Here is a 21628-nt window from a genome sequence, read left to right as displayed (position 1 = left end):
GGCGGGCGGCTGCTGACGGTCAGCGGACGGGGGCTCCATCGGGCTGCTTGGCGATGCTGGCCTCGGATCCGGCGTCTGAGCCCTCGCCCGACACCGCCGCAGCGCCCGAGGTCGCCATGCCCTTCGAGGTCGCCGTGCCCTTCGAGGTCGCCGTGCCATCGGACAGCACCGCGCCGTCCACCTGGGTCGTGCCGTCCGAACCCTTGGCGGAGGTGCCGGAATCCGCGCTGGACGCGGCGCTGGACTCGCTGGAAGCGGCGGTGCGGCTGGCCCGGCGGCGGGCGAGGACGAGGGCGACCAGGCCGGCGGAGAAGCCGAGGACGGCCCATCCGGCGGCGGCGTCCAACAGGTAGTGGTTCGCGGTGGACATCACGACGAAGACCGTGGCCGCGGGGTAAAGGAGACCGAGGACACGGGTGATCCGGCGGCGGCCGTAGCGGAACAGGAGGAATCCGCACCACAGCGCCCAGGCGCAGTGCAGGGAGGGCAGGGCGGCGAACTGGTTGGTGATGCCTTCGAGGCCCTGCGGAGCGGCGCTGGCGGTGCCGGTCCACCAGCCCCAGGCCTCGAAGTGGGCCATGGTGTCGGTGAACGGCTCACCGGGGAGCAGCCGGGGGGGAGCGGTGGGAAACAGGAAGAAGCCGAGCAGGGAGATCAGGGTGGTGACGACCAGCGTCCAGCGGATCTGCGAGTAGTTTCCGATGTTGCGCCGGTGCGTCCAGATCAGCAGGCTCGGCGTGACGACGAAATGCAGCGTGCCGTAGTAGTAGCAGCACAGCACCGCCACCACCGGAACGCTCTGCACCCACCGGTTGAGCGACAGCTCGATGTCGATGTGCAGCCAGGTCTCGAGCCGCAGCAGGTCGTGCCCCAGGCGAATCGCGTCCGCCGCGGAGGCATCGGCGAACGATCGCGTGCCGGTGTACGAGTAGTACAACACGGCGAGCATCAGCACCTCTACCCACCAGACCGGCAGACCCGTGGTCTGGTTTCGCAAGCGCCTCACAGTGCACCTCTCGAACGTCGCCCTCGGTCCGCGTTCCGGGCGTGCACCGCCGTGCCCGCCCGGCTCCCGCCGACCGTCACCACGCCCACGCCGGTCCTCCCGGCGCCCGGCGCATCCCGGGCGGTTCGTGGGCGCACAGTCGTCATGGTTCCACTCAACAGCATGGGCCGACCCAGGCTGTCACGGGCCGCCCCATGGGACGATCCGGGGGAAATTCGCCGACATGTGGCGCGTTCGTCACCGTTGCCAGGTGTGCGGGCGGGCAGCGGATCGGTGCGGCCGGTGCCCGATGTCACCCCTGTCCGCCGTCCAGGACTCGGACGGCGGACGGACGTGGTTCGGACCGGACGACGGAGGGACAGGCCGGACGGTGGCGCCGAACGCCCTGGTCAGGTGCCGCGTGCGGACAGGGCGCCGGGGCTTGGGGCGCTGCCCTGGACAGGTCCGCCGCCCCCGGCGGGTGCGGGGGCCGTCGCCGCAGCGGTCGCCGGGTTGGACGGGGGGGCCGCGGTCTCGGGCTGGTCGGAGACCGGAAGCGCGCTGCCTGCCTTCCAGGCGGCCCACGAGACCGACCAGTAGTTGCCCAGCTGGCTGGTGTCGGCGGGACGGCCGGTGTTGGAAATGTCGACAATGTCACCGAGGCGGCTGAGGTTGTAGAACCACTCGGCGTCGGCTGGCGAGGCGTTCACGCAACCGTGGGAGACGTTGTCACGCCCCTGGCTCGGGACCGACCAGGGCGCCGAATGCACGTACTGCCCGCCGCTGGTGTAGTTCACCGCCCACTGGACCTTCTCGTAGTAGTAGTCCGGGTCGCCCTTGGGGACGCCGACCGTCGCCGAGTCCATGATCACCTCGGCGGACTTGCCGAGGATGTTGTGCGGACCGTCCATCGACGGGGTGCTCGGCTTGCCGAGACTGACCGGGAAGCTGCGCAGCAGGGTGCCGTTGCGGTAGACGCGCATGGTGTGGGCCGCGGAGTCGACCTTGGAGATCTGCGCCGAGCCGATGACGAAGTCCATCGCGCGGTCCTTCACGCCGAAGCGGTCACCACCGACGTCCATACCGGCGAGGTTCGCCTCCACGTGCACCTGTGTGCCCGGGGTCCAGTACTGCTGCGGACGCCACACCACCAGCCGGTTGGTCACCCAGTGCCAGGCACCGAGCACCGGCGGGTCGGTGCGCACCGCCAGCCGCGACTGGATGGCGGCCCGGTCGGTCACCGCGGCGTTGAAGGTGAGGCTGATCGGCGCGCCCACCCCGACGGTCTGCCCGGCGACCGGCTCCCAGGAGACCCGCATCGCCCGCTCCGGGGTGCCGGTCTCGAAGCTCGAGCGCACGGCGGTGGTGCCGGTGATGCCGGTGGCCGCGGTGGTACTGGCGGCCACGTCGTAGCGGGACGCGGCGAACAGCCCCTGGTTGGAGGTCCAGGTCCTGCGGTCGGCGGAGAAGTCGCCGAGCACGGCACCCGCGTCGGTCTTCTCCGTGGTGCTGGCCTGCCGGTTCACGCTGACCTGTGCGAGCGGGGCGTTGGCCCGCACCACGATGTGATCGCCGACGGCGACCCCGTCGACACCGTCGCCCGGGGTGACCGTGACGCTGGCCGCCGGCGGCGGTGGCGCGGCGACCCCGGCCGGCGTGGACGAGCCGCTGCCCGAGGAGCAGGCGGCCAACCCCAACGCCGCGACCAGCCCGAACGCGGCCCCGAACCGGCGCCCCGCCCGCCAGCCGGGACGGCTCAGTGCCACGGTCTCGGCCTTCGAGCCGGACGGGACACCGGGAACGCCCGAGCGAACGGCGGCGGCCGGTTCGGATGCGGTGGCCATGCCGGACGCGGGCGTCTCACACGCGGCTGCCCGCCGGCGCCCCGGGAGCACCCACCCTCCCCGGGACGCACGTGAGGGCTTCATTACCGAGCGAGACATTCAACGCCCTCTTCCAAAGAACACGGCCGGCGCCACTGCCGGACGGAAACCTTGCTTTGAACCGTACCCAGGGGTCGCCGCCCCGTCCCGTCGATCACGAAACGCTGTGCGTCATCCCCACGACAATTACTCGCCGTAGGGCGGATAAATACGGAGGGTAGCCCCCTCCGGGTATTCCCCATAAGCCCCTCCCCCTTCACCCATTCCGACGCACGGCGGTCGAACGAAGTTGCCCGGGGATACATCAATTCTTGGACTGCCCGAATGCAGCGACCCACACACATCCCACGCCATGGGTGGCACAACCCGCCACCATCAGGCGACGTCACGCGCAACCGCCACACGATCACCCGATGTCCGTTTCGACACCCACCGGCCCAGCTCGGGACCGCTGTCGGCACGGCGGGATTCCCACCGGGAAACCGCGCGCCGGATGACCATCCGGTCCGCACCGGGCCACCCCGCGCACCACGCGTGAGATCCACCATCCGGTGGACGTTCCGCCGACGACCGGTCGAGGGTGCCGCGGTGGGGGGGGGGGGGGGGGGGGGGGGGGGGGGGGGGGGGGGGGGGGGGGGGCCCCCCCCCCCCCCCCCCCCCCCCCGCGGCGCTGCGCGTCGAGCAGCACGCGGACCAGCGCCGATCCGACGATGACGCCGTCCGCGAAGGCCGCGACCTGGGCGGCCTGGGTGGCGGTGCCCACCCCGAGACCGACGGCGACCGGCAGTGACGTGACCGCGCGGACCCGCGCGACGAGGCCCTCGGCCTGGGTGCCGACCTGGGACCGTGCACCGGTGACTCCCATCAGGGAGGCGGCGTAGACGAAACCGCCGGTGATGTCCGCGACGCGGCGCAGGCGTTCGGTCGACGAGCTCGGGGCGACCACGAACACCGGGTCCAGGCCGTGCGCGGCGGTGGCCTCGAGCCAGGGGGCGGCCTCCTCGGGCGGCAGGTCCGGGGTGATCGTTCCGGCACCGCCCGCCGCCGCGAGGTCGGCGGCGAAGGCGGCGACGCCATGCTGCTCGATCGGATTCCAGTAGGTCATCACCAGCGTCGGAGCACCGGTGTCGGCGACCGCCTCGACGGTGCGCAGCACGTCCCGGGTGGTGAGGCCACCGCGCAGGGCCGCGTCGGCGGCCTGCTGGATGACCGGCCCGTCCATCGTCGGGTCGGAGTAGGGCAGGCCGACCTCGACGACATCCACCCCGGCGGCGACCATGGCCCGCATCGCCGCGATGGCGCCGTCCACCGTGGGATAGCCGGCGGGCAGGTAGCCGACGAGGGCGGCACGGCCCTCGGCCCGCGCCGCGGCGAGGCAGTCGTCCAACCGGCTGGGCATCGTGCGTCCGTTCGCTTGGGGCCCGCGGGCCGTCGATGGCTGATCCGGTGTGGCCAGGCCGCCGCTCGTCGCCGTCATCGCTGCCCGCCACCCTCCGCGGTACCCGCGGCGGCAGCGGTGCCGGCGGGGTCGGCGGGCTCGTCCAACAGGCCGAACCAGCGGGCGGCGGTGTCGACGTCCTTGTCGCCCCGACCGGAGCAGTTGATCAGCAGGGTCGCCTCCGGGCCCAGCTCACGGGCCACCTCGATCGCGGCCGCGAAGGCATGGGCACTCTCGATCGCGACCAGGATGCCCTCGGTGCGGGCGACGAGGGCGAGCGCCTCCATCGCGGCGGTGTCGTCGACCACCCGGTAGGTCGCTCGGCCGGTCTCGTGCAGCAGGGCGTGCTCGGGGCCGATACCGGGATAGTCCAGACCCGCGGAGATCGAGTGCGAGACCTGTGTCTGGCCCCACTCGTCCTGCAGCAGGTAGGTGCGCATGCCGTGCAGGACGCCGGGGGCGCCGCCGGCGATCGCCGCCGCGTGCCGACCGGTCGCCACACCGTCGCCGCCGGCCTCGCAGCCGATCAGCGCGACCTCGGTGTCGGGAATGAACGGATGGAAGATGCCCATCGCGTTGGAGCCGCCGCCGACGCAGGCGACCACCGCGTTCGGCAACCGGCCGGTGCGCTCGAGAACCTGGGCCCGGGCCTCGACGCCGATCACCCGCTGGAAATCACGCACCAGCATCGGGAACGGGTGGGGACCCATCACCGAACCGATGCAGTAGTGGGTGTCCTCCACGGTGGCGACCCAGTCGCGCAGCGCCTCGTTGATGGCGTCCTTGAGGGTGCGGCTGCCGGAGGTGACCGGCACGACCTCGGCGCCGAGCATGCGCATCCGGGCGACGTTGAGGGCCTGGCGGCGGGTGTCCTCCTCGCCCATGTAGACAACGCAGTCCAGGCCGAGCAGGGCGCAGGCCGTGGCGGTGGCGACCCCGTGCTGACCGGCGCCCGTCTCGGCGATGACCCTGGACTTGCCCATCCGCCTGGTCAGCAGGGCCTGCCCCAGCACATTGTTGATCTTGTGTGAGCCGGTGTGGGCCAGGTCCTCACGCTTGAGCAGGATGCGGGCGCCGCCGACGTGCTCGGTGAGCCGGCGCGCGTCGGTCAGGGGGGTGGGCCGGCCCGCGTAGCTCGCGAGCAGGTCGTCGAGTTCGGCGATGAACGTGTCGTCGACCCGGGCCTGGGCGTAGGCCTCGGTCAGCCCGTCAAGCGCCGCCATGAGCGCTTCGGGCACGAAACGCCCGCCGAACCTGCCGAAGTGACCCGAGGCGTCCGGAAACGCCTGCCAGCCCGCCGCGGCCTGCACACCCGTGAGAAGGGACGGCGCCGCACCCACGGCATCGGCGGAGGCGGCTGGGACAGCGGTTCGCGTGGACACGGTCCGACTGTATCGGGCCGCTCCGACAGAACGCGTCCACCGGCCGCGGGGGCCGACGCCGACGCGGGGGGTGCCCGTCGGCCCCAAAGGGGCGGACCTGGGCATCCCCGCCGAGGAGCCCGACTCCCCCGCACTCGCGTCTCGATCTTCGGCGCGGGGGACCCGGTCTGCGACGTGCGCGGGTCAGCGCCCGACGCGCGCGGCCGGATGCGCGCCGGCGGCGACCAGGTCGGCCACCGTCTGACGGGGATCACCGGTGACCGCGGCCTCGCCCACCAGCACCGCGTCGGCTCCCGCCGCCGCGTAGGCAAGCAGGTCGTGCGGCCCGCGTACACCGGACTCGGCGACCTTCAGCACCCCGGACGGAATCCGCGGGGCCAGCCGGGCGAAGGTGCCCCGGTCGATCTCGAGGGTACGCAGATCGCGCGCGTTGACGCCAAGGAGGCGGGCATCGGCCTCCAGCGCGCGATCGAGTTCGGCCTCGTCATGCACTTCGACCAGGGCGGTCATGCCGAGGGATTCGATGCGCTCACGCAGGCCGACCAGCCGGGGCTGGTCGAGCGCGGCGACGATGAGCAGGACGATGTCCGCCCCGTGCGCACGGGCCTCGAACACCTGGTAGGGCGAGACGACGAAGTCCTTGCGCAGCAACGGGACGTCGACCGCCCGGCGCACGGCGTCAAGATCCGCGAGTGAGCCACCGAACCTGCGCTGTTCGGTGAGCACGCTGATGGCCGCGGCACCGCCCGCCTCGTAGTCGACGGCGAGGGCGGCCGGGTCGGTGATCGCCGCCAGGCTGCCCTTGGACGGCGAACGGCGCTTGACTTCGGCGATCACCGAAACCGGTGAGTCGCGTAGGACGGCCAGGGCGTCCCGGGGGTCGGGGACGCGCTCGACGCGCCGTTTGAGGTCATCGAGGGAGGTCTGCTTCTCACGCACGGCAAGGTCGGACCGGACCCCGTCGAGGATGTCGTCGAGGACGCTCATCGACCCGTGCTCGCGGCTTTCGCGCTCATGCCGCCGATGGTAGGCCAGGTCACCGAGGTAGGGCCGAGGCACCCGCACCTTGCTACGTGCCGCGACCACTCGCCCCCACCTCCCGGCGGTCCGCGCCGGACGCGGAGGGCACCCGAGCGGGCCGCCCCGGCGACGTGACGACGACCGCGCGCCACGCCGGCGGCCCGCCACAGTGGCCGAACACCTCTTCGATCCCGTATAGTCGAACACACGTTCGGAGCCGAGGGAGGACGCGTGGAGACTCACCAGATTCTGATCCCGCCACTGTCGGGGTGGGCGCCCTCGGGCTCACGGGTGCCAGGCCGGCCCGTGGCTGCGCCCGCCGGCTCGCCGGCCGACGGCGAGGCCGTCGGTGGTCAGCCGGAGGAACCGCTCGAACGGCTGCGCCGCTGCCTGGATCGGATGGACGCGCTGGTCTGCCTGCTGGAGGCCGATCTGCGTCGGCAGCGGGATCTGCTTGCCTCGCTCACCGCTCCCCCGCGCCGGTGCGGCCCGCAGGCCGGGCGCGGCGAGTGGAGTGGCCCTCCGGGTGGCCGCGGCGAGTTCCGGTGATCAGGTGGGGTCGTGGCCCCGCTCGATCGCATCCCAGGCGTCGACCGGCCGGGCGTCGCGAGTCTGGTAGCGGCCCGACATCGCCGGCCATCGGCGCCCGCGCACGGCGGCGAGCGCGCCGGCGACGGTGAGCAGCAGACCGCCGAACACGGCCAGCCAGGGTGCCACCGAGCGGTGCAGGCCGGTGATCTCCGCCGATCCGCCGATGGAGAGCTGACGCACACTGTCGGTGCGGCGCAGGACTGGCGCCGGGTCGAGTCCGACGCGCAGAGCCGCGTAGACGACGCCGATCCCGGCCACGACGGCCAGCAGCCCGACGATGGTGCGCCCGATGCCGCGGGCCGCCACGATGGCCACGGCGGCGGCCAGCCCGACCAGGGCGAGCGCGGTCGCGGCCGGGGCGAGCGCCGAGCCGGTCCAGTGGGTGGCCAGCGGCGCGGCCACAGCGACGCCGTCGCTTTCGGCGTGCGGCGCACCGACCCGGGCCGACACCCAGGTGGCCGCCCCGCACACAAGTACCAGGCCCGCGCCGAGCAGGCAGCCGAGCACGGCCAGGCCGCGTTCGCGCCGACCGGCCCGGGCGGCCTCGGCCGTGGCCGGCGACGAACCGGGCCCCGAGGGCGGTGGGTCGGCCGAAAGCGCGCCGTCGGTGGGCGCGGGGCCCTGGGCGGAGGTCATACCGGCGGCCGCAGGGATTCGGCGACCTCGATCGCCCGCAGGACCGCCGCGGCCTTGGTGCGGCTTTCGCGGTCCTCGGCATCGGGATCGGAGTCGGCGACGATCCCGGCGCCGGCCTGCACGTAGGCGACGCCGTCACGGATCACCGCCGTCCGGATGGCGATGGCGGTGTCCAGGTCACCGCCGAAGTCCAGGTAGCCGACGACTCCGCCGTAGACGCCGCGGCGGGTCGGTTCCAGCTCGTCGATGACCTCCATCGCGCGCACCTTCGGCGCTCCGGACAGTGTTCCGGCGGGGAAGGTCGCCCTCAGCACGTCCACGGCGCTGCGCTGCCCGTCCACCTCACCGATCACCGTGGAGACGATGTGCATGATGTGCGAGAAGCGTTCGACGGACGCGAACTCGACGACCCGCACCGAGCCGGGTACGCAGACCCGCCCGAGGTCGTTGCGCACGAGGTCGACCAGCATCACGTGCTCGGCGCGTTCCTTGGGATCGGCCAGCATCTCGGCGGCGAGTTCGGCGTCCTGTTCGGGCGTCGCCCCGCGCGGGCGGGAGCCGGCGATCGGATGCAGCAGGGCCCGCCGGCCGGTGACCTTCACGTGCGCCTCCGGCGACGACCCGACGACGTCGTGGTCACCGAAACGCAGCAGGTACATGTACGGGCTCGGGTTCGTGGTGCGCAGCACCCGGTAGACGTCCAGCGGGTCGGCGGTCGTGGCGCGTTCGAAGCGCTGCGAGACGACGATCTGGAAGCACTCCCCGGCGCGGATCTCCTCGATGGCCCGCTCGACCGCGCTCTGGTAGGCACCGGGCGGCGTGGCGGAGACGAAGTCGTCGATGCCGGTCAGCGCACCGGTCGTGGTGGCCACCGTCGGCTCGCTCCACTTGGCCAGGTCGCTGGTCATCGTGTCCAGGCGGGCCACCGCCTCGTCGTAGAGGGCGTCGAGTTCGGCGGGGTCACGTCGGCCGTCGGCGGCACGGCCGGCCGGGTGCGCCGGGGCGGCCCCGGCCTCGCCGGTATCGGGGTCCGGGGGCGCGGTGAAGGCGTTGGCCACGAGCAGGCAGGAGCCGTCCCGGTGGTCGAGCACGGCGAGGTCGGTGGCCAGCAGCATCCGCAGTTCGGGCAGGCGCAGGTCGTCCACGGCGTGCGAGGGAAGCCGCTCGATCCGCCGGACGATGTCGTAGCCGAGGTAGCCGACGAGCCCACCCATCAGGGGCGGCGCGCCGTCTTCGTGGGCGGCGCGAAGGCCGTGTTCCACCGCGCGCAGGATGTCCAGCGGGTCACCACCGGAGGGCACCCCCGGTGGGGGCGTGCCATCCACCCACAGCGCCTCGCCGTCGCGTTCGGTGAGCGTCGCCGCCGCCCGCACTCCCACGAACGAGTAGCGCGACCATTCGCCGCCGTGTTCGGCCGATTCCAGCAGGAAGGTGCCCGGGCCGCCGGCGAGCTTGCGGTAGATGCCGACCGGGGTCTCGCCGTCGGCGAGCAGCCGGCGGGTGACCGCGACCACCTGGTGGCGGGCCGCGGCCGCGTGGAAGCCGGCGCGGTCGGGAACGATGTGTCCGGTGGTCATCGGCTGGCCTCGGCCGCCGGGCCGGCGTCCCGGTCGCCCACCCGGGCGGGCAGCGGGCCGCCGGCCTCGAAGCAGGTGTGGGTGCCGGTGTGGCAGGCCGGACCCACCTGGTCCACCCGCACGAGCAGCGCGTCGCCGTCGCAGTCGAGCGCGACCGAGCGGACCCACTGCTGGTGGCCTGAGGTGTCGCCCTTCACCCAGTACTCGCCGCGGCTGCGGCTCCAGTACGTGGCCCGCCCGGTGGTCAGCGTCCGATGCAGCGCCTCGTCGTCCATCCACCCGAGCATCAGCACCTCCCCGGTGTCGTACTGCTGGGCGATGGCCGGGAAGAGGCCGGCGCCGTCACGGCGCAGGCGCCGGGCGATGTCAGGATCGAGAGCGGAGGGACGATCGGTCACCGCTTCATTCTGCTCCCCCGCGACCCGGGCGCGGGGCCGGCGTCCGCGGGGCGAGGAACGCGGGGCGCGGCTCGTCGGGGGCGGTCGACGCCGGCACCGGTGGATGTGGCCGTGCGGGCGCGGGCCCGGTCGAGCCGACCCCGGCGACCCAGGACTGGTGCAGGCGCTGGTAGATCCCGGGCACAGCGACCAGATCACGATGCCGGCCGCGCTGGGCGATCCGACCGGCGTCGACGACCAGTACCTCGTCGGCGGTCTCCGCGGTGGACAGCCGGTGCGCGATGGTCACCGAGGTCCGCTCCCGCATCAGTTCGGCCAGGGCCTGGGCCAGGCGCACCTCGGTCTCGGGGTCGACCGCGGAGGTGGCCTCGTCGAGCACGAGCAGGTCGGGGTCGGCCAGCCGGGCACGAGCCAGCGCGACCAGCTGACGTTCACCCGCGGACAGCCGCGACCCGCTCTCACCCACCCGGGTGGCGAGGCCCTCGGGGTGGGTGGCAAGCCAGTCGCCGAGGCCAAGGGCCTCGAAGGCGGCGTGTACCGCGGCGTCGTCGGCGCCCGGGCGGCCGTAGCGCACGTTGTCGGCGATCGTCAGATCGAACAGGAACCCCTCCTGCGGCACCAGCAGGACCCGGCGGCGCAGCGAGGCGAACCGCACCTGGGCCAGGGGCACCCCGCCGATCAGGACCTCACCCGAGCTCGGGTCCATCAGCCGGGTCAGCAGCTTGACCAGGGTGGTCTTCCCGGAGCCGGTCTCGCCGACCACGGCGATCCGGCTGCCCGCGGCGATCTCCAGGTCGATGTCGCGCAGCACGGGCGGGCCGTCCGGGTAGGCGAACCCGACCCCGGTGAAGCGCACACCCAGCGGTCCCGCGGGAAGCTCCCGCCCGCCGGGTCGCGCCGAGGGCGGCGGCGAACCGGCGGGGATCATGATGGTCGCCTCCGCGGGGTGGGGAGCATCAGCGGGGTGGGGAGCGGAGCCGTCGGTGAGCGCCGGGTCGCGGACGTCGGTGGGCAGGTCGAGGACGTCAAGCACCCGGCGCAGGCCGGCCAGGGCGTTCGCCGCGTCGTTGAGGATCTCGGTCATCGACTGGATCGGCATGATGAACAGGGTCATCAGGAACAGGAAGGCGACCAGCCGACCGGTGCTGAGCGCGCCGTCCACGCCGAGCAGCACCCCGACGATGACGGCCGCCGCCGTGGCGAGGGCGGCGACCAGCTCGCTCAGGGAGAACACGCCGGCGATCATCTTCTGGGCGGCGGACTGGGCGCCGCGGTGACGGTCGATCGAGGTGTCGATGCGCTGGGCGGTGCGTTCCTGCACGCCGTAGGCCCGCACGACCGAGGCGCCGACAACGGCCTCGGCGACGGCACCCAGCAGCTCACCGATGCGTTCACGGACCTGCGCGTAGCGACCGGCGAGGCGTCGCTGGGTGCGCCGGGTGATCAGGAAAAGCGGAAGGTAGAAGCCGTGGACCAGCAGGGTCAGCTGCCAGGAGTAGACGACCATCAGCACGGTCGCGATCAGCATCTGGCCGGTCGAGACCAGCAGCATCACGCCACCGAACTGCAGGAACTGCGACATCTGGTCGATGTCGCTGGTCACCCGGGAGGTCAACGAGCCACGACGCTGCGCGGACTGGCTGAGCACCGACAGATCGTGGATGTGGCGAAACGCCCTGACCCGCAGCGTGGCGAGCGTCGTCTCGGACAGCCGGTACAGCCGCCGGTTCATCCGGTAGTTGGCCAGTGCGGTCGTCAGGATCACCACCGCCGCCACCCCGACGGCCACGCCGATCACCGTCAGGTCGACCTGGTCGTCGGCCAGTCCCCGGTCAAGGATCTGTTGGACCGTCACCGGAATGGCGACCTTGCCCGCGGTGGCGACCAGCGCGAGGACGAGGGTGCCGAGCAGCCCCCGGGTCAGCTCGGGGGCGAGGCCACGCAGCCGCCGCAGCGTCGTCGTCAGCAGGTCCGCGCGAGCCGACCCGGGACCGGGCTCGGGGCTGGGACCAGGCTCGGAACCGGGGTTGGGGTTGGGCGGGCTGGGCCGCTCGGGCGGGGTCTGGGCGGGGATGCTCCGTGCGGGAGTGGTCATCGCGCTGGCTCCGACTCCGGCTCCGCGTCCAGGTCCAGGTCGACGGTCGGCTCGGCGTCGAGGGCCGCCGCCTGCGCGGCCTGCTCGTAGGCGGTGAGCAGAGCCGCGTAGCGGGGTGAGGTCGCGAGCAGGTGCTCGTGGCTGCCACGGCCGATCACCTGGCCGCCCTCGAGGTGCACCACCTCGTCGGCCAGGGCGATCGTGGAACGGCGTTGGGCGACGACCACCACCGTGGCCGCGCCGGCGCGAGCCCGCAGATCGGCCAGGATCGCGGCCTCGACCCGCGGGTCGACGCTGGCGGTCGCGTCGTCGAGAACGAGCAGGCGGGGCTCGCGCAGCAGGGCACGGGCCAGGCAGATCCGTTGGCGTTGGCCACCGGACAGGCTGGTGCCGCGTTCGCCGACCATGGTGTCGAGGCCGGCCGGGAGCCTGGCGACGAAGCGGTCGGCCTGCGCCCGACGCAGCGCCGTCCACACCTCGTCGTCGGTGGCGGCCAGGCCCAGGGTGATGTTGGCGCGCACGCTGTCGTCGAACAGGAACGCCTGCTGCGCCACGACGGCCACCGCCCGGCTCACCTCGCCGACGGCGAGGTCCCGCAGGTCGATCCCGTCGACTCGGACCTCGCCGTCATCCGGGTCGACGAGCCGGGCGAGCAGCCCCACCAGCGTCGACTTGCCCGCGCCGGTGCGTCCGGTGATCGCGACGACGCTGCCGGGAGCCACCTCGACACCCACATCGAGCAGGGTCGGCCGGGCGGCCACGGCGTCGGGGGCGCCAACCGGTACGGGCTCGCCGTCGGGTGCGGAGCGCGGGTAGGTGTAGGTGACCTGGTGCAGGGACAGTGCCGCGGGGCCGGTGGCGCTCAGCGTGCGGGGGCCGTGGTGCTCGTCCGAGCGGGCCTGGGTGACCGCGTCCACCCGCTGGCGGCCGACGACGGAGCGCGGGAGCTCGCCGAACACCCAGCCGAACGCGCGCAGCGGGAAGGCCAGCAGCGTGAACAGGTAGGCGACCCGGACGAGCTGCCCCACGTCGATCGCCCCGGTGCGGATACGCACGGCGCCGACGAGCAGCACGACCAGGATGCCGAGGTTGGGCAGTGCCTCCATCAGCGGGTCGAACATGCCACGCAGCCGACCGGCGCTGATCATCGCGTCCCGGAGCCGTTCGGCCCGGTCGGCGAACCGGGCGGTCTCCTCTTCCTCCCGGCCGAGGGCCTTCACCACGAGAGCGCCGTCGAACGACTCGTGGGCCACCGCGCTCACCTCGCCGCGCAGCTGCTGGGCCTGCGCGTACAACGGCGACGCCCGGCGGGCGTACCAGATGTTGAGCAGACCGAAGGTCGGGAAGACCGCGAGTCCGATCAGCGCCAGCACCGGATCGGTGAGCACGAGCAGCACCAGCGCGGCCACCAGCATCATCAGGGCCCCGAGGGCGAACGGCAACGGCATCAGCGGCGACCACATCGCCTCGACGTCCGCGTTGGCGTTGGACAGCAGGGCGCCGGTCGAATGGCTCTGATGCCAGGACAACGGCAGCCGCAGGTACTGACGGGTGACCTCATGGCGGTAACGGGCCTGGAGCCGGAACACCACCGCGCCGCCGGCGAGCCGGCGCAGGTACATGCCGAACGCCCGCACGCAGCCGACGGCCACGAACGCCACGCCGACGGCGGCGAGCGCGGACGCGTCCGCGTGGCCATCGTCGATCGCCGGGATCACGACCCGGTCCGTCGCCTCACCGAGGACGAGGGAGCTCGCCACCCCGGTGAGGGTGAACAGGCTGCCGCCGAGGGTCGCCAACGCGAACTGCCGTGGTTCGTGGCGCGCGCCGAGGCGCATCGTCGCCAGGCCACGCGCGATGATCCCCGAACGCCGCCCGCCGCCGGCGCGGTCGTCGGCGCGGTCGTCGGTACAGTCCCCGGGCTCGGCTGCGGTCATCGGCGGCCGATCAGCGGACGGGGACGGCGGCGTCCCGCAGAGCGGTCTTCACCTCGCCGATGCGTAGCTGCCCGAAGTGGAACACGCTCGCGGCGAGTACGGCGTCGGCGCCCGCGGCCACCGCCGGGGCGAAATGCGCCAGGTCACCGGCGCCGCCGCTGGCGATCACCGGGACGTCGACCTCGGCCCGCACGGCGGTGAGCATCTCGAGGTCGTAGCCGTCGCGGGTGCCGTCGGCGTCCATGGAGTTCAGCAGGATCTCACCGGAACCGAGTTCGGTGACCCGCGCCGCCCAGGCGACCGCGTCGATGCCGGTGCCGCGCCGTCCGCCGTGCGTGGTGACCTCGAAGCGGGGGCCGTCCGGGTCGGGGCAGCGGCGGGCGTCGATCGAGATCACGATGCACTGGTTGCCGAACCGGTGCGCGCACTCGCGGACCAGTTCCGGACGGGCGACGGCCGCGGTGTTGATGCCGACCTTGTCCGCGCCGGCGCGCAGCAGGCGGTCGACGTCCTCGGTGGCACGCACACCGCCGCCGACGGTCAGCGGGATGAAGACCTGCTCGGCGGTGCGCCGCACGATGTCGTAGGTGGTCTCGCGGTCCCCGGAGGACGCGGTGATGTCGAGGAAGGTCAGTTCGTCGGCGCCTTCGGCGTCGTAGAGGCGGGCCATCTCCACCGGGTCGCCGGCGTCACGCAGATCGGTGAAGTTGACGCCCTTGACGACCCGGCCGCCGTCGACGTCCAGACAGGGAATGACCCGGACGGCGACGCTCACTGCCCCGCCCCGCCGCCGGAGCCGCCGACCGATCCGGCCGCGTTCTGACCCAGGCCGCCCGTGGCCTGGGTGGGGCTGCCGGCGGCGAGGCTCGCGGTGAGGGCCAGCGCCTGCGGCAGGGTGAACGCGCCGGCGTAGAGGGCCTTGCCGATGATGGCGCCCTCGACACCCGCGATCGCGGCGATCTCGGTGAGGTCCTCGAGCGTGGAGACGCCGCCGCTGGCCACCACCGGACGGTCCGTCGCGGCGGTCACCGAGCGCAGCAGTTCGACGTTCGGGCCGGTCAGCGTCCCGTCCCGGCGGACGTCGGTGAGCACGTAACGGGCGCAGCCGTCGGCGTCGAGGCGGGCGAGGACGTCGTAGAGCTCCCCGCCCTCGCGTGTCCAGCCGCGGGCGGCGAGGGTGGTGCCGCGCACGTCCAGGCCGACGGCGATGCGGTCGCCGACCCGGGCGATCGCGCGGCGCACCCAGTCGGGGTTCTCCAGCGCGGCGGTGCCGATGTTCACCCGGGCCGCCCCGGTCGCCAGCGCCGCGTCGAGCGACTCGTCGTCGCGGATACCGCCGGAGACCTCCACGGCGACGTCCACCGAACGCACGACCTTGGCGATCAGTTCACGGTTGGAACCCCGGCCGAACGCGGCGTCCAGGTCGACCAGATGAATCCACTCGGCGCCGTCCCGCTGCCAGGTGAGCGCCGCCTCCAACGGGTCACCATAGGACGTCTCGGAACCGGCCTCGCCCTGGACGAGACGCACGGCGAGACCGTCGGCCACATCGACGGCGGGCAGCAGAGTCAGAGCCATGCCGACACCCTACGGGCTGCCCGACCTGGACGGATCGGTCAGCGGGCCGACGGTTGTCCGACCGGTGGGAGCGCAACTCCGACCGGTCGTCAGGAGAGGGTGGCGAGCCAGTTGGTGAGCAGGTGGGCGCCAGCGTCGCCGGACTTCTCCGGATGGAACTGGGTGGCGGCCAGCGCGCCGCGTTCGACGGCGGCGGCGAACGGTTCGCCGTGCTCGCCGACGGTGTCGCCGGCGGACGGGTCGGCCTTCGCCGCGTACGAGTGGACGAAGTAGAACCGGGTGTCACCGGCCAGCCCGGCGAACAGCACCGAGTCGGCCGGCGGGCGCACCGTGTTCCAGCCCATATGCGGCAGGATCGGCGCGGCGAGCCGGCGGACCTCCCCGGCCAGCACCCCGATCCCCGCGGTGCGCACGCCATGTTCGTCGCCGAGTTCGTACAGCACCTGCATGCCGACGCAGATGCCGAGCACCGGGCGTCCGGCGGCGACCCGCGCGCGCACGACCTCGCCGGCTCCGAGCGCGTCGATCCCGGCCATGCACGCCGCGTAGGCGCCGACCCCGGGGACGACCAGGCCGTCGGCGTCGCGGGCGGCGGTGAGATCGGCGGTCACGGTGACGTCCGCGCCGACCCGGACCAGGGCCCGCTCGGCCGAACGCAGGTTGCCCGACCCGTAGTCGAGCACGACCACCCGGCTCACAGCACGCCCTTGGTGGACGGGATGCCGGCGACCCGGGCGTCCAGGGCGACCGCGTCGCGCAGGGCCCGGGCGACCGCCTTGAACTGGGCCTCGACCACATGGTGGGCGTTGCGCCCGGACAGCACCCGCACGTGCAGGGCGATCCGGGCCGAGCTGGTGATCGACTCGAAGATGTGCCGGGTGAGGGTCGTGTCGTAGGTGCCGATCAGACCGACGAGGTCCGGTTCGACGTGCACGCAGTACGGCCGGCCGGACAGGTCGACGACGGCCTGGGCGAGCGCCTCGTCCAGCGGGACGGTGGCATCGCCGAACCGGCGGATACCGACCTTGTCGCCGAGGGCCTCGCGCAGCGCCGTGCCGAACGCGATCGAGGTGTCCTCGACCGTGTGGTGGGCGTCGATGTGCAGGTCACCGCGGGTGCGCACGTTCAGGTCGAAGCCGGCGTGCTTGCCGATCTGGGACAGCATGTGGTCGTAGAACGGCACACCGGTGTCGACGGTGGCCACTCCCGTGCCGTCGAGGTCGAGCTCGACGAGGACGTCCGACTCCAGGGTCTTGCGGGCGATACGAGCGGTGCGGGCCATCGGGACGTGTCCTCGGTGTCGTTCGCGACGGGGCTTCGGTGTCGTTCGCGAAGGGGCTCAGCGGGAGGTGAGGGTGATCAGACCGGTCTCGTCGGTGCGGGCGTCGACGAGCACCTGGGAGAGCGCGGCGAGGAAGGCGTCGATCTCGCCGGGCAGGCCGGCGGTGACCCGCAGCCAGCCGTCGGGGCCGACGTCGCGCACGAGCACTCCGCGTTCCAGCAGGCGACGCCAGACGTCCTGTTCGTCGGCGAACCGGCCGAAGTACACGAAGTTGGCGTCGCTGGGGGCCAGCGCCAGGCCGAGGCCGGGCAGCTCCCGCACGACCCGGTCCCGCTGCGCCTTGACCGCCTCGACCGTGCTGAGCAGCTCGTCGGCGTGGGCGAGCGCGGTGCGCGCCACCGCCTGGGTGAAGGTCGACAGGTGGTAGGGCAGCCGGACCAGCGCCAGCGCGTCGACGACGGCGGGATGGGCGGCGAGGTAGCCGACCCGCGCGCCGGCGAGCGCGAACGCCTTGCTCATCGTGCGGGTGACCACCAGCCGCGGGTTGGCCGGCAGCAGGGTGACGGCACTGGGCACCCCGGCGCGGCGGAACTCCGCGTACGCCTCGTCGACGACGACGATCCCGCTGCCGACGGCCGCCATCGCCGCGGCGGCGGCGGTGATGACCTCCGGTGGCAGCGCGGTGCCGGTCGGGTTGTTCGGCGAGCACAGGAACACCAGCGCCGGGCGGTGCCGTTCGATCGCGGCCGTCACCTGCTCGGCGGACAGTGTGAAGTCGTCCGCGCGCTGCTCGGCGACCCATTCGGTGGCGGTGGCCAGCGCGATCAGCCGGTGCATCGAGTAGGACGGTTCGAACCCGATGGCGATCCGGCCCGGGCCGCCGAACGCCTGGCACAGCTGCTGCAGGATCTCGTTGGACCCGTTGGCCGCCCACACCTGGGCGGTGTGCACACCGAAGCCGGCGTCGGAGGTCAGGTAGTAGGCGAGGTCGGCGCGCAATGCCTCGGCGTCGCGGTCCGGGTAGCGGTTCGCCTCGGTCGCGGCCAGGGTCGCGGCCTTGCCGAGCGCGTCCACCAGCCCGATCGACGGCGGATGCGGATTCTCGTTGGTGTTCAGGCGCACCGGGACGTCGAGCTGCGGGGCGCCGTACGGGGACATCCCGCGCAGGCTGTCGCGCAGGGGCAGCTCGTCGAGCCCCAGGGGCTGCCAGGGCCGGTCGTCGGAGGCCGAACCGGCCTCGGCGAAGCCGGCGAACGACGGCTGGCCGGTCGTCGACGGGGTCATCGGAATCGAACCTCCACGGCGTCACGGTGTGCGGTGAGGTCCTCGGCTCCGGCGAGTGCGCCGAGACGCCCGGAGACGGCGTGCAGCGCGTCCCGGGTGCTCTCGACGACGTGGACCTGCCGCTGGAAGGTGGCGACGGACAGGCCCCCGGAGTGGCGCGCGGTCGCGCCGGTGGGCAGGACGTGGTTGGAGCCGGCCAGGTAGTCACCGAGCGGCACCGGGGCGTACGCCCCGACGAACACCGCCCCGGCGTGGCGGACCCGGGCGGCCACGGCGGCGGCGTCCGCGGTCTGGATCTGCAGGTGCTCGGCGGCCCAGCCGTCGGCGACGGCGAGCCCGGCGTCGAGGTCGGCGACGATCGCGATCGCCCCCTGGCCGGCGAGGGCCTGCTCGACCCGCTCGCGGTGGCGGGTGGCGGGCACCCGTTTGCCGAGTTCGACGTCGACGGCGTCGGCGAGCTCCGCCGACGTGGTGACGAGCAGGCAGGCGGCCATCGGGTCGTGTTCGGCCTGGGCGATCAGGTCGGCGGCGACGTGCGCCGGGTCGGCCGTGTCGTCGGCGAGGATCGCGACCTCGGTCGGACCGGCCTCCGCGTCCACCCCGACGACGCCGCGTACCAGCCGTTTGGCCGCCGTCACGTAGACGTTGCCCGGCCCGGTGATCACATCGACCGGCGGGCAGCTTTCGGTGCCGTAGGCGGCCATCGCGATCGCCTGGGCGCCGCCGGCGGCGTACACCTCGTCGATGCCGAGCAGCGCGCACGCGCCGAGGACGACCGGATGCGGCAGGCCGCCGTTGTCCTTCTGCGGCGGGGAGAACACCGCGAGCGAGCTCACCCCGGCCTCCTGGGCGGGGACGACGTTCATGACGACGCTGCTCGGGTAGGCGACCCGCCCGCCCGGCACGTACAGCCCGACCCGTTCGACCGGCACCCAGCGTTCGGTCACCGCGAGGCCCGGGGCGACGTCCACGGTCACCGGTGCGCGCCGCTGCGCCCCATGGACCAGCCGGCAACGCCGGATCGCCTCGGCCAGCGCGTCGCGCACCTCCGGATCGAGGCGTTCGGCGGCGGCCGCCAGCTGCGCGGCGGACACCCGCAACTGGGGGGGACGGACCCCGTCGAACCGCTCGGCCGCGTCGAGAACAGCGGCGTCACCACGGTCACGGACGTCCGCGCATACCGGCCGCACGGCCTCGACGGCGACGTCCACGTCGAGGGCGGCGCGGGGCAGCAGACGCCGCACCTGCGCCCCGGTGAGGGTCGAGCCACGCAGATCCAGCCTTCTGAGCACCTCCCGAGGGTAGCCGCCGAACCCGCGACCGGTGAAATCACGTACCGGCGTGGGGTGACACGCTGGGACGGTGACCGATCCCCAGCCCTCCGCCGCCCCAGCGCACACCGCCCCACCGCACGCCACGCCACCGCAGGTCGCCCGGCCGGACGCCGCGCCGCTGGAGGCCGCGACGTCCGATTCGCCGGTGGCCGGGGCGACCTCCGACCAGCCGGCGGCCGCGGCGGCGGGTGAGTCGCTGGCGACGTTGCTGCACGGCTACGGGGTGCACGCGCTGGCGCCGCGCCGGGTGGTGGCGGCGCTGACCGAGCAGCCCCAGACGCTGCGTGGGCTGGTGCAGGGCTCCGGGCTGCCCCGCCGCTCGGTGGAGATCATCCTGCGGACACTCGACGGGGACCTGCACACCGCCGCCGACGGCCGGCTGGTGCTGCGCGCCCCGACGGTCGACCGCTACCGCTCCCTGATCCGCTACGCGCAACTGCGTGCGTCCGCCCCGGTGGACCCGCTGGCCGCCGAGGTGCGCCGGCACAGCGCCCTGATCACCACCATGCACGGCCTGATCGCGGCCGCCCCCCGCCCCCGCGCCGATCTGGACCATGTCCCGGCCACCGCGGCGACGGCCGTGCGCCGGGCGGTCTGGCTGGCCACGCACTACGACCTGCGCGAGGCCGAGCTGCTCTGCGTCGGCGACCACGATCTCACCTCGCTGGCCCTGCTCCTGCTCGCCGCCCGTGCCAGCCGATCCGCCCACGGGACGGACAGCCCGTCGTCCGCCGGGACGGACGGCCGCGCACCGGGTGGGACGGCTGGTGGGTTGCGGGTCACCGTGGTCGACATCGACGAGGAGCTGCTGGCGTTCCTGGACCGCTGCGCACGCGCACACGGGGTGGCCCTGCGCTGCCTGTACACGGACCTGCGCCTTGGCCTGCCGCCGTCGGTCGCCGGCCACGCCGACCTGGTGTTCACCGACCCGCCGTACACCCCGTCCGGTGTGTCGCTGTTCGCCGCCCGGGGCGCGCAGGGCCTCGCCGACCGGGAGCGCGGCCGGGTCCTCGTCGCCTACGGCTACAGCGAGCGGACGCCCGCGCTCGGTGCCCGGGTCCAGAAGGCGCTGCTGGACCAGGGGTTCGTCTTCGAGGCGATCTGGCCGGGTTTCCACGTCTACGACGGTGCCGAAGCGGTGGGCGCCCGCGCCGACATGTACAGCTGCCAACCGACCGCCGCCACCTGGAAACGCCTCGACCGCTCGGATCGCTCGGGTGGCTCGGGTGGCGAGTGGGAGTCCGGTGGCTCGTCCACACCGCCGCGTTCCATCTACACCCGGGGGCGGCACGCCGAGGAGAGCCAGGCCGACGAGCTGGCCGCCGGCGCCCTCACCGCGGCCCAGCGGTTCCTCGCGGCCGTGCCCGGCCGGGGCGTGTTCGTCGGCGATCGGCCGCTGCCCCAGGCCGCCGCACACACCCGACTGCCCACCGTGCTCGATCGCGGTCTGCCGCCGTCCACCACCGGCCCGTCCGGCGGGGACACCCGCAGCGTGGTGGTCGACCTGACCGACGATCCCGGTCCGTGGCTGCTGCGGCTGCTGCTGGCCGCCAACGCCGACCGGCTCGCCGTCCTGGTCGACGCCGACCATCCTGACCTGCGCTCCGGGCAGCCCTTCGACCTTGTCCGGGCCAAGTGGACGCGCACACCCGAACACGACGAGACCCCCACCGGTGCCGGACGAACCCGGCTGCTGTCGCTCACCGCGACCGACCAGACCGCCGGGGCCGCACCGGAACGTCTCGTCCGCTGGCTGCTGGAGCGCGCCCACGGCCGTCTCGGCAACGTCTGGCGCGACGGTCTGATCCGTGTCGCCCGCGACCAGCCCGGTGCGCCGCTGGCCCAGCGGGCGGCTCTGACCACGGTCCACGCGGCCCTGACCACCAGCCGCGAGGGCGGCCGGGACGCCGACGCCGACGCGACCGTCATCCCCGCGGATCTGCTCACCGCCCGCCTGATCGACCTGCCCCGGCACACCCTCGCGGACGTGCTGGACGCCGCGTCCACCAGCGTCGGTCTCCTGCCCACCGCCACCGCCTAGGCGGCTAGGCCTGTCACATGTCGACTGGCAGACCCGTCCATCTGGGTGGAGGGTCGCCGCGAGGGCGACTCCCGGGAGCGCCACGGGAGGCGCTCCCGCCGGCCCCGCCCCGCCGCCGCCCCCCCCGCGCCCGTCGCACCCACGGCGCGCCCCCAGACACCCCCGGG

17 protein-coding genes and 1 pseudogene are annotated in these 21628 nt (G+C 73.7%); 2 read left to right on the top strand and 16 right to left on the bottom strand.

Annotated elements, in window-relative coordinates; translation table 11 throughout:
* Positions 1-19 precede the first annotated feature (19 nt).
* From MXD61_RS18305 to trpC, 5 genes and pseudogenes are all read right to left on the bottom strand, one after another.
* Positions 20-1006 (bottom strand): phosphatase PAP2 family protein, encoded by a 987-nt coding sequence (locus MXD61_RS18305; protein WP_248814688.1) that lies wholly within the window; start codon positions 1004-1006, stop codon positions 20-22.
* 389 nt (positions 1007-1395) lie between these two features.
* Positions 1396-2829: an Ig-like domain-containing protein gene (locus MXD61_RS18300; RefSeq protein ID WP_248814687.1), complete on the bottom strand. Its 1434-nt coding sequence runs from the start codon at positions 2827-2829 to the stop codon at positions 1396-1398.
* Positions 2830-3514: 685 nt separating this feature from the next.
* Positions 3515-4267 (bottom strand): annotated as a pseudogene (gene trpA, locus MXD61_RS18295) (tryptophan synthase subunit alpha); the annotation flags it as partial.
* Positions 4268-4341: 74 nt separating this feature from the next.
* A complete protein-coding gene (trpB, locus tag MXD61_RS18290; protein WP_374629152.1) occupies positions 4342-5688 on the bottom strand; it encodes a tryptophan synthase subunit beta in 1347 nt (448 codons plus the stop codon).
* Between the two features lie 183 nt (positions 5689-5871).
* Entirely contained in the window at positions 5872-6675 is an 804-nt protein-coding gene (gene trpC / locus MXD61_RS18285) for an indole-3-glycerol phosphate synthase TrpC (RefSeq protein ID WP_248814703.1), read from the bottom strand.
* Between the two features lie 339 nt (positions 6676-7014).
* On the opposite strand from trpC, the gene MXD61_RS18280 reads away from it, so the two are divergent.
* Complete coding sequence (locus MXD61_RS18280; RefSeq protein WP_248814686.1) at positions 7015-7257, top strand: hypothetical protein; 243 nt, start codon at positions 7015-7017, stop codon at positions 7255-7257.
* Here the strand turns inward: MXD61_RS18280 and MXD61_RS18275 are convergent, their stop codons facing one another.
* From MXD61_RS18275 to hisD, 11 genes are all read right to left on the bottom strand, one after another.
* Positions 7258-7935 carry a Trp biosynthesis-associated membrane protein gene (locus MXD61_RS18275; protein ID WP_248814685.1) on the bottom strand — a complete coding sequence of 226 codons (678 nt, stop codon included), beginning with the start codon at positions 7933-7935 and terminating at the stop codon, positions 7258-7260.
* Positions 7932-9512: an anthranilate synthase component I gene (locus MXD61_RS18270; protein ID WP_248814684.1), complete on the bottom strand. Its 1581-nt coding sequence runs from the start codon at positions 9510-9512 to the stop codon at positions 7932-7934. Before MXD61_RS18270 ends, MXD61_RS18275 begins: the two co-directional genes overlap by 4 nt.
* Positions 9509-9910: a phosphoribosyl-AMP cyclohydrolase gene (gene hisI, locus MXD61_RS18265; protein WP_163548446.1), complete on the bottom strand. Its 402-nt coding sequence runs from the start codon at positions 9908-9910 to the stop codon at positions 9509-9511. Before hisI ends, MXD61_RS18270 begins: the two co-directional genes overlap by 4 nt.
* 4 nt (positions 9911-9914) lie before the next feature.
* Positions 9915-12005: an ABC transporter ATP-binding protein gene (locus MXD61_RS18260; RefSeq protein WP_248814683.1), complete on the bottom strand. Its 2091-nt coding sequence runs from the start codon at positions 12003-12005 to the stop codon at positions 9915-9917.
* Positions 12002-13942 carry an ABC transporter ATP-binding protein gene (locus MXD61_RS18255; protein ID WP_248814682.1) on the bottom strand — a complete coding sequence of 647 codons (1941 nt, stop codon included), beginning with the start codon at positions 13940-13942 and terminating at the stop codon, positions 12002-12004. Before MXD61_RS18255 ends, MXD61_RS18260 begins: the two co-directional genes overlap by 4 nt.
* A gap of 10 nt (positions 13943-13952) precedes the next feature.
* On the bottom strand, positions 13953-14717 hold the full coding sequence (gene hisF / locus MXD61_RS18250; protein ID WP_248814681.1) for an imidazole glycerol phosphate synthase subunit HisF: 765 nt from the start codon (positions 14715-14717) through the stop codon (positions 13953-13955).
* Positions 14714-15520, bottom strand: coding sequence for a bifunctional 1-(5-phosphoribosyl)-5-((5-phosphoribosylamino)methylideneamino)imidazole-4-carboxamide isomerase/phosphoribosylanthranilate isomerase PriA (gene priA, locus MXD61_RS18245; protein WP_248814680.1), 807 nt, complete (start codon positions 15518-15520; stop codon positions 14714-14716). The genes hisF and priA overlap by 4 nt, the downstream gene beginning before the upstream one ends.
* Before the next feature lie 89 nt (positions 15521-15609).
* Positions 15610-16209 (bottom strand): imidazole glycerol phosphate synthase subunit HisH, encoded by a 600-nt coding sequence (hisH, locus tag MXD61_RS18240; protein WP_248814702.1) that lies wholly within the window; start codon positions 16207-16209, stop codon positions 15610-15612.
* A gap of 5 nt (positions 16210-16214) precedes the next feature.
* Positions 16215-16802, bottom strand: coding sequence for an imidazoleglycerol-phosphate dehydratase HisB (gene hisB, locus MXD61_RS18235; RefSeq protein WP_163547213.1), 588 nt, complete (start codon positions 16800-16802; stop codon positions 16215-16217).
* Between the two features lie 57 nt (positions 16803-16859).
* On the bottom strand, positions 16860-18086 hold the full coding sequence (locus MXD61_RS18230) for a histidinol-phosphate transaminase (RefSeq protein ID WP_248814679.1): 1227 nt from the start codon (positions 18084-18086) through the stop codon (positions 16860-16862).
* Positions 18083-19378 carry a histidinol dehydrogenase gene (gene hisD, locus MXD61_RS18225; protein WP_248814678.1) on the bottom strand — a complete coding sequence of 432 codons (1296 nt, stop codon included), beginning with the start codon at positions 19376-19378 and terminating at the stop codon, positions 18083-18085. The genes MXD61_RS18230 and hisD overlap by 4 nt, the downstream gene beginning before the upstream one ends.
* Before the next feature lie 70 nt (positions 19379-19448).
* Here hisD and MXD61_RS18220 point away from each other — a divergent pair, with 70 nt between their 5' ends.
* Positions 19449-21461: a bis-aminopropyl spermidine synthase family protein gene (locus tag MXD61_RS18220; RefSeq protein WP_248814677.1), complete on the top strand. Its 2013-nt coding sequence runs from the start codon at positions 19449-19451 to the stop codon at positions 21459-21461.
* Positions 21462-21628 lie beyond the last annotated feature (167 nt).

The sequence above is a fragment of the Frankia sp. AgPm24 genome, from assembly GCF_023243055.1.
GTDB lineage: Bacteria > Actinomycetota > Actinomycetes > Frankiales > Frankiaceae > Frankia > Frankia umida.
Note: the sequence above shows the minus strand (reverse complement) of the source record. Positions and strands in the feature narration are given on the sequence as shown.

Excerpts from the sequence above, each read along its gene's own strand:
- MXD61_RS18300 (WP_248814687.1), bottom strand. The coding sequence starts at position 2,829 with ATGGCCACCGCATCCGAACCGGCCGCCGCCGTTCGCTCGGGCGTTCCC.
- trpC (WP_248814703.1), bottom strand. The coding sequence starts at position 6,675 with ATGAGCGTCCTCGACGACATCCTCGACGGGGTCCGGTCCGACCTTGCC.
- MXD61_RS18275 (WP_248814685.1), bottom strand. The coding sequence starts at position 7,935 with ATGACCTCCGCCCAGGGCCCCGCGCCCACCGACGGCGCGCTTTCGGCC.
- MXD61_RS18270 (WP_248814684.1), bottom strand. The coding sequence starts at position 9,512 with ATGACCACCGGACACATCGTTCCCGACCGCGCCGGCTTCCACGCGGCC.
- MXD61_RS18260 (WP_248814683.1), bottom strand. The coding sequence starts at position 12,005 with ATGACCACTCCCGCACGGAGCATCCCCGCCCAGACCCCGCCCGAGCGG.
- MXD61_RS18255 (WP_248814682.1), bottom strand. The coding sequence starts at position 13,942 with ATGACCGCAGCCGAGCCCGGGGACTGTACCGACGACCGCGCCGACGAC.
- priA (WP_248814680.1), bottom strand. The coding sequence starts at position 15,520 with ATGGCTCTGACTCTGCTGCCCGCCGTCGATGTGGCCGACGGTCTCGCC.
- hisB (WP_163547213.1), bottom strand. The coding sequence starts at position 16,802 with ATGGCCCGCACCGCTCGTATCGCCCGCAAGACCCTGGAGTCGGACGTC.
- MXD61_RS18230 (WP_248814679.1), bottom strand. The coding sequence starts at position 18,086 with ATGACCCCGTCGACGACCGGCCAGCCGTCGTTCGCCGGCTTCGCCGAG.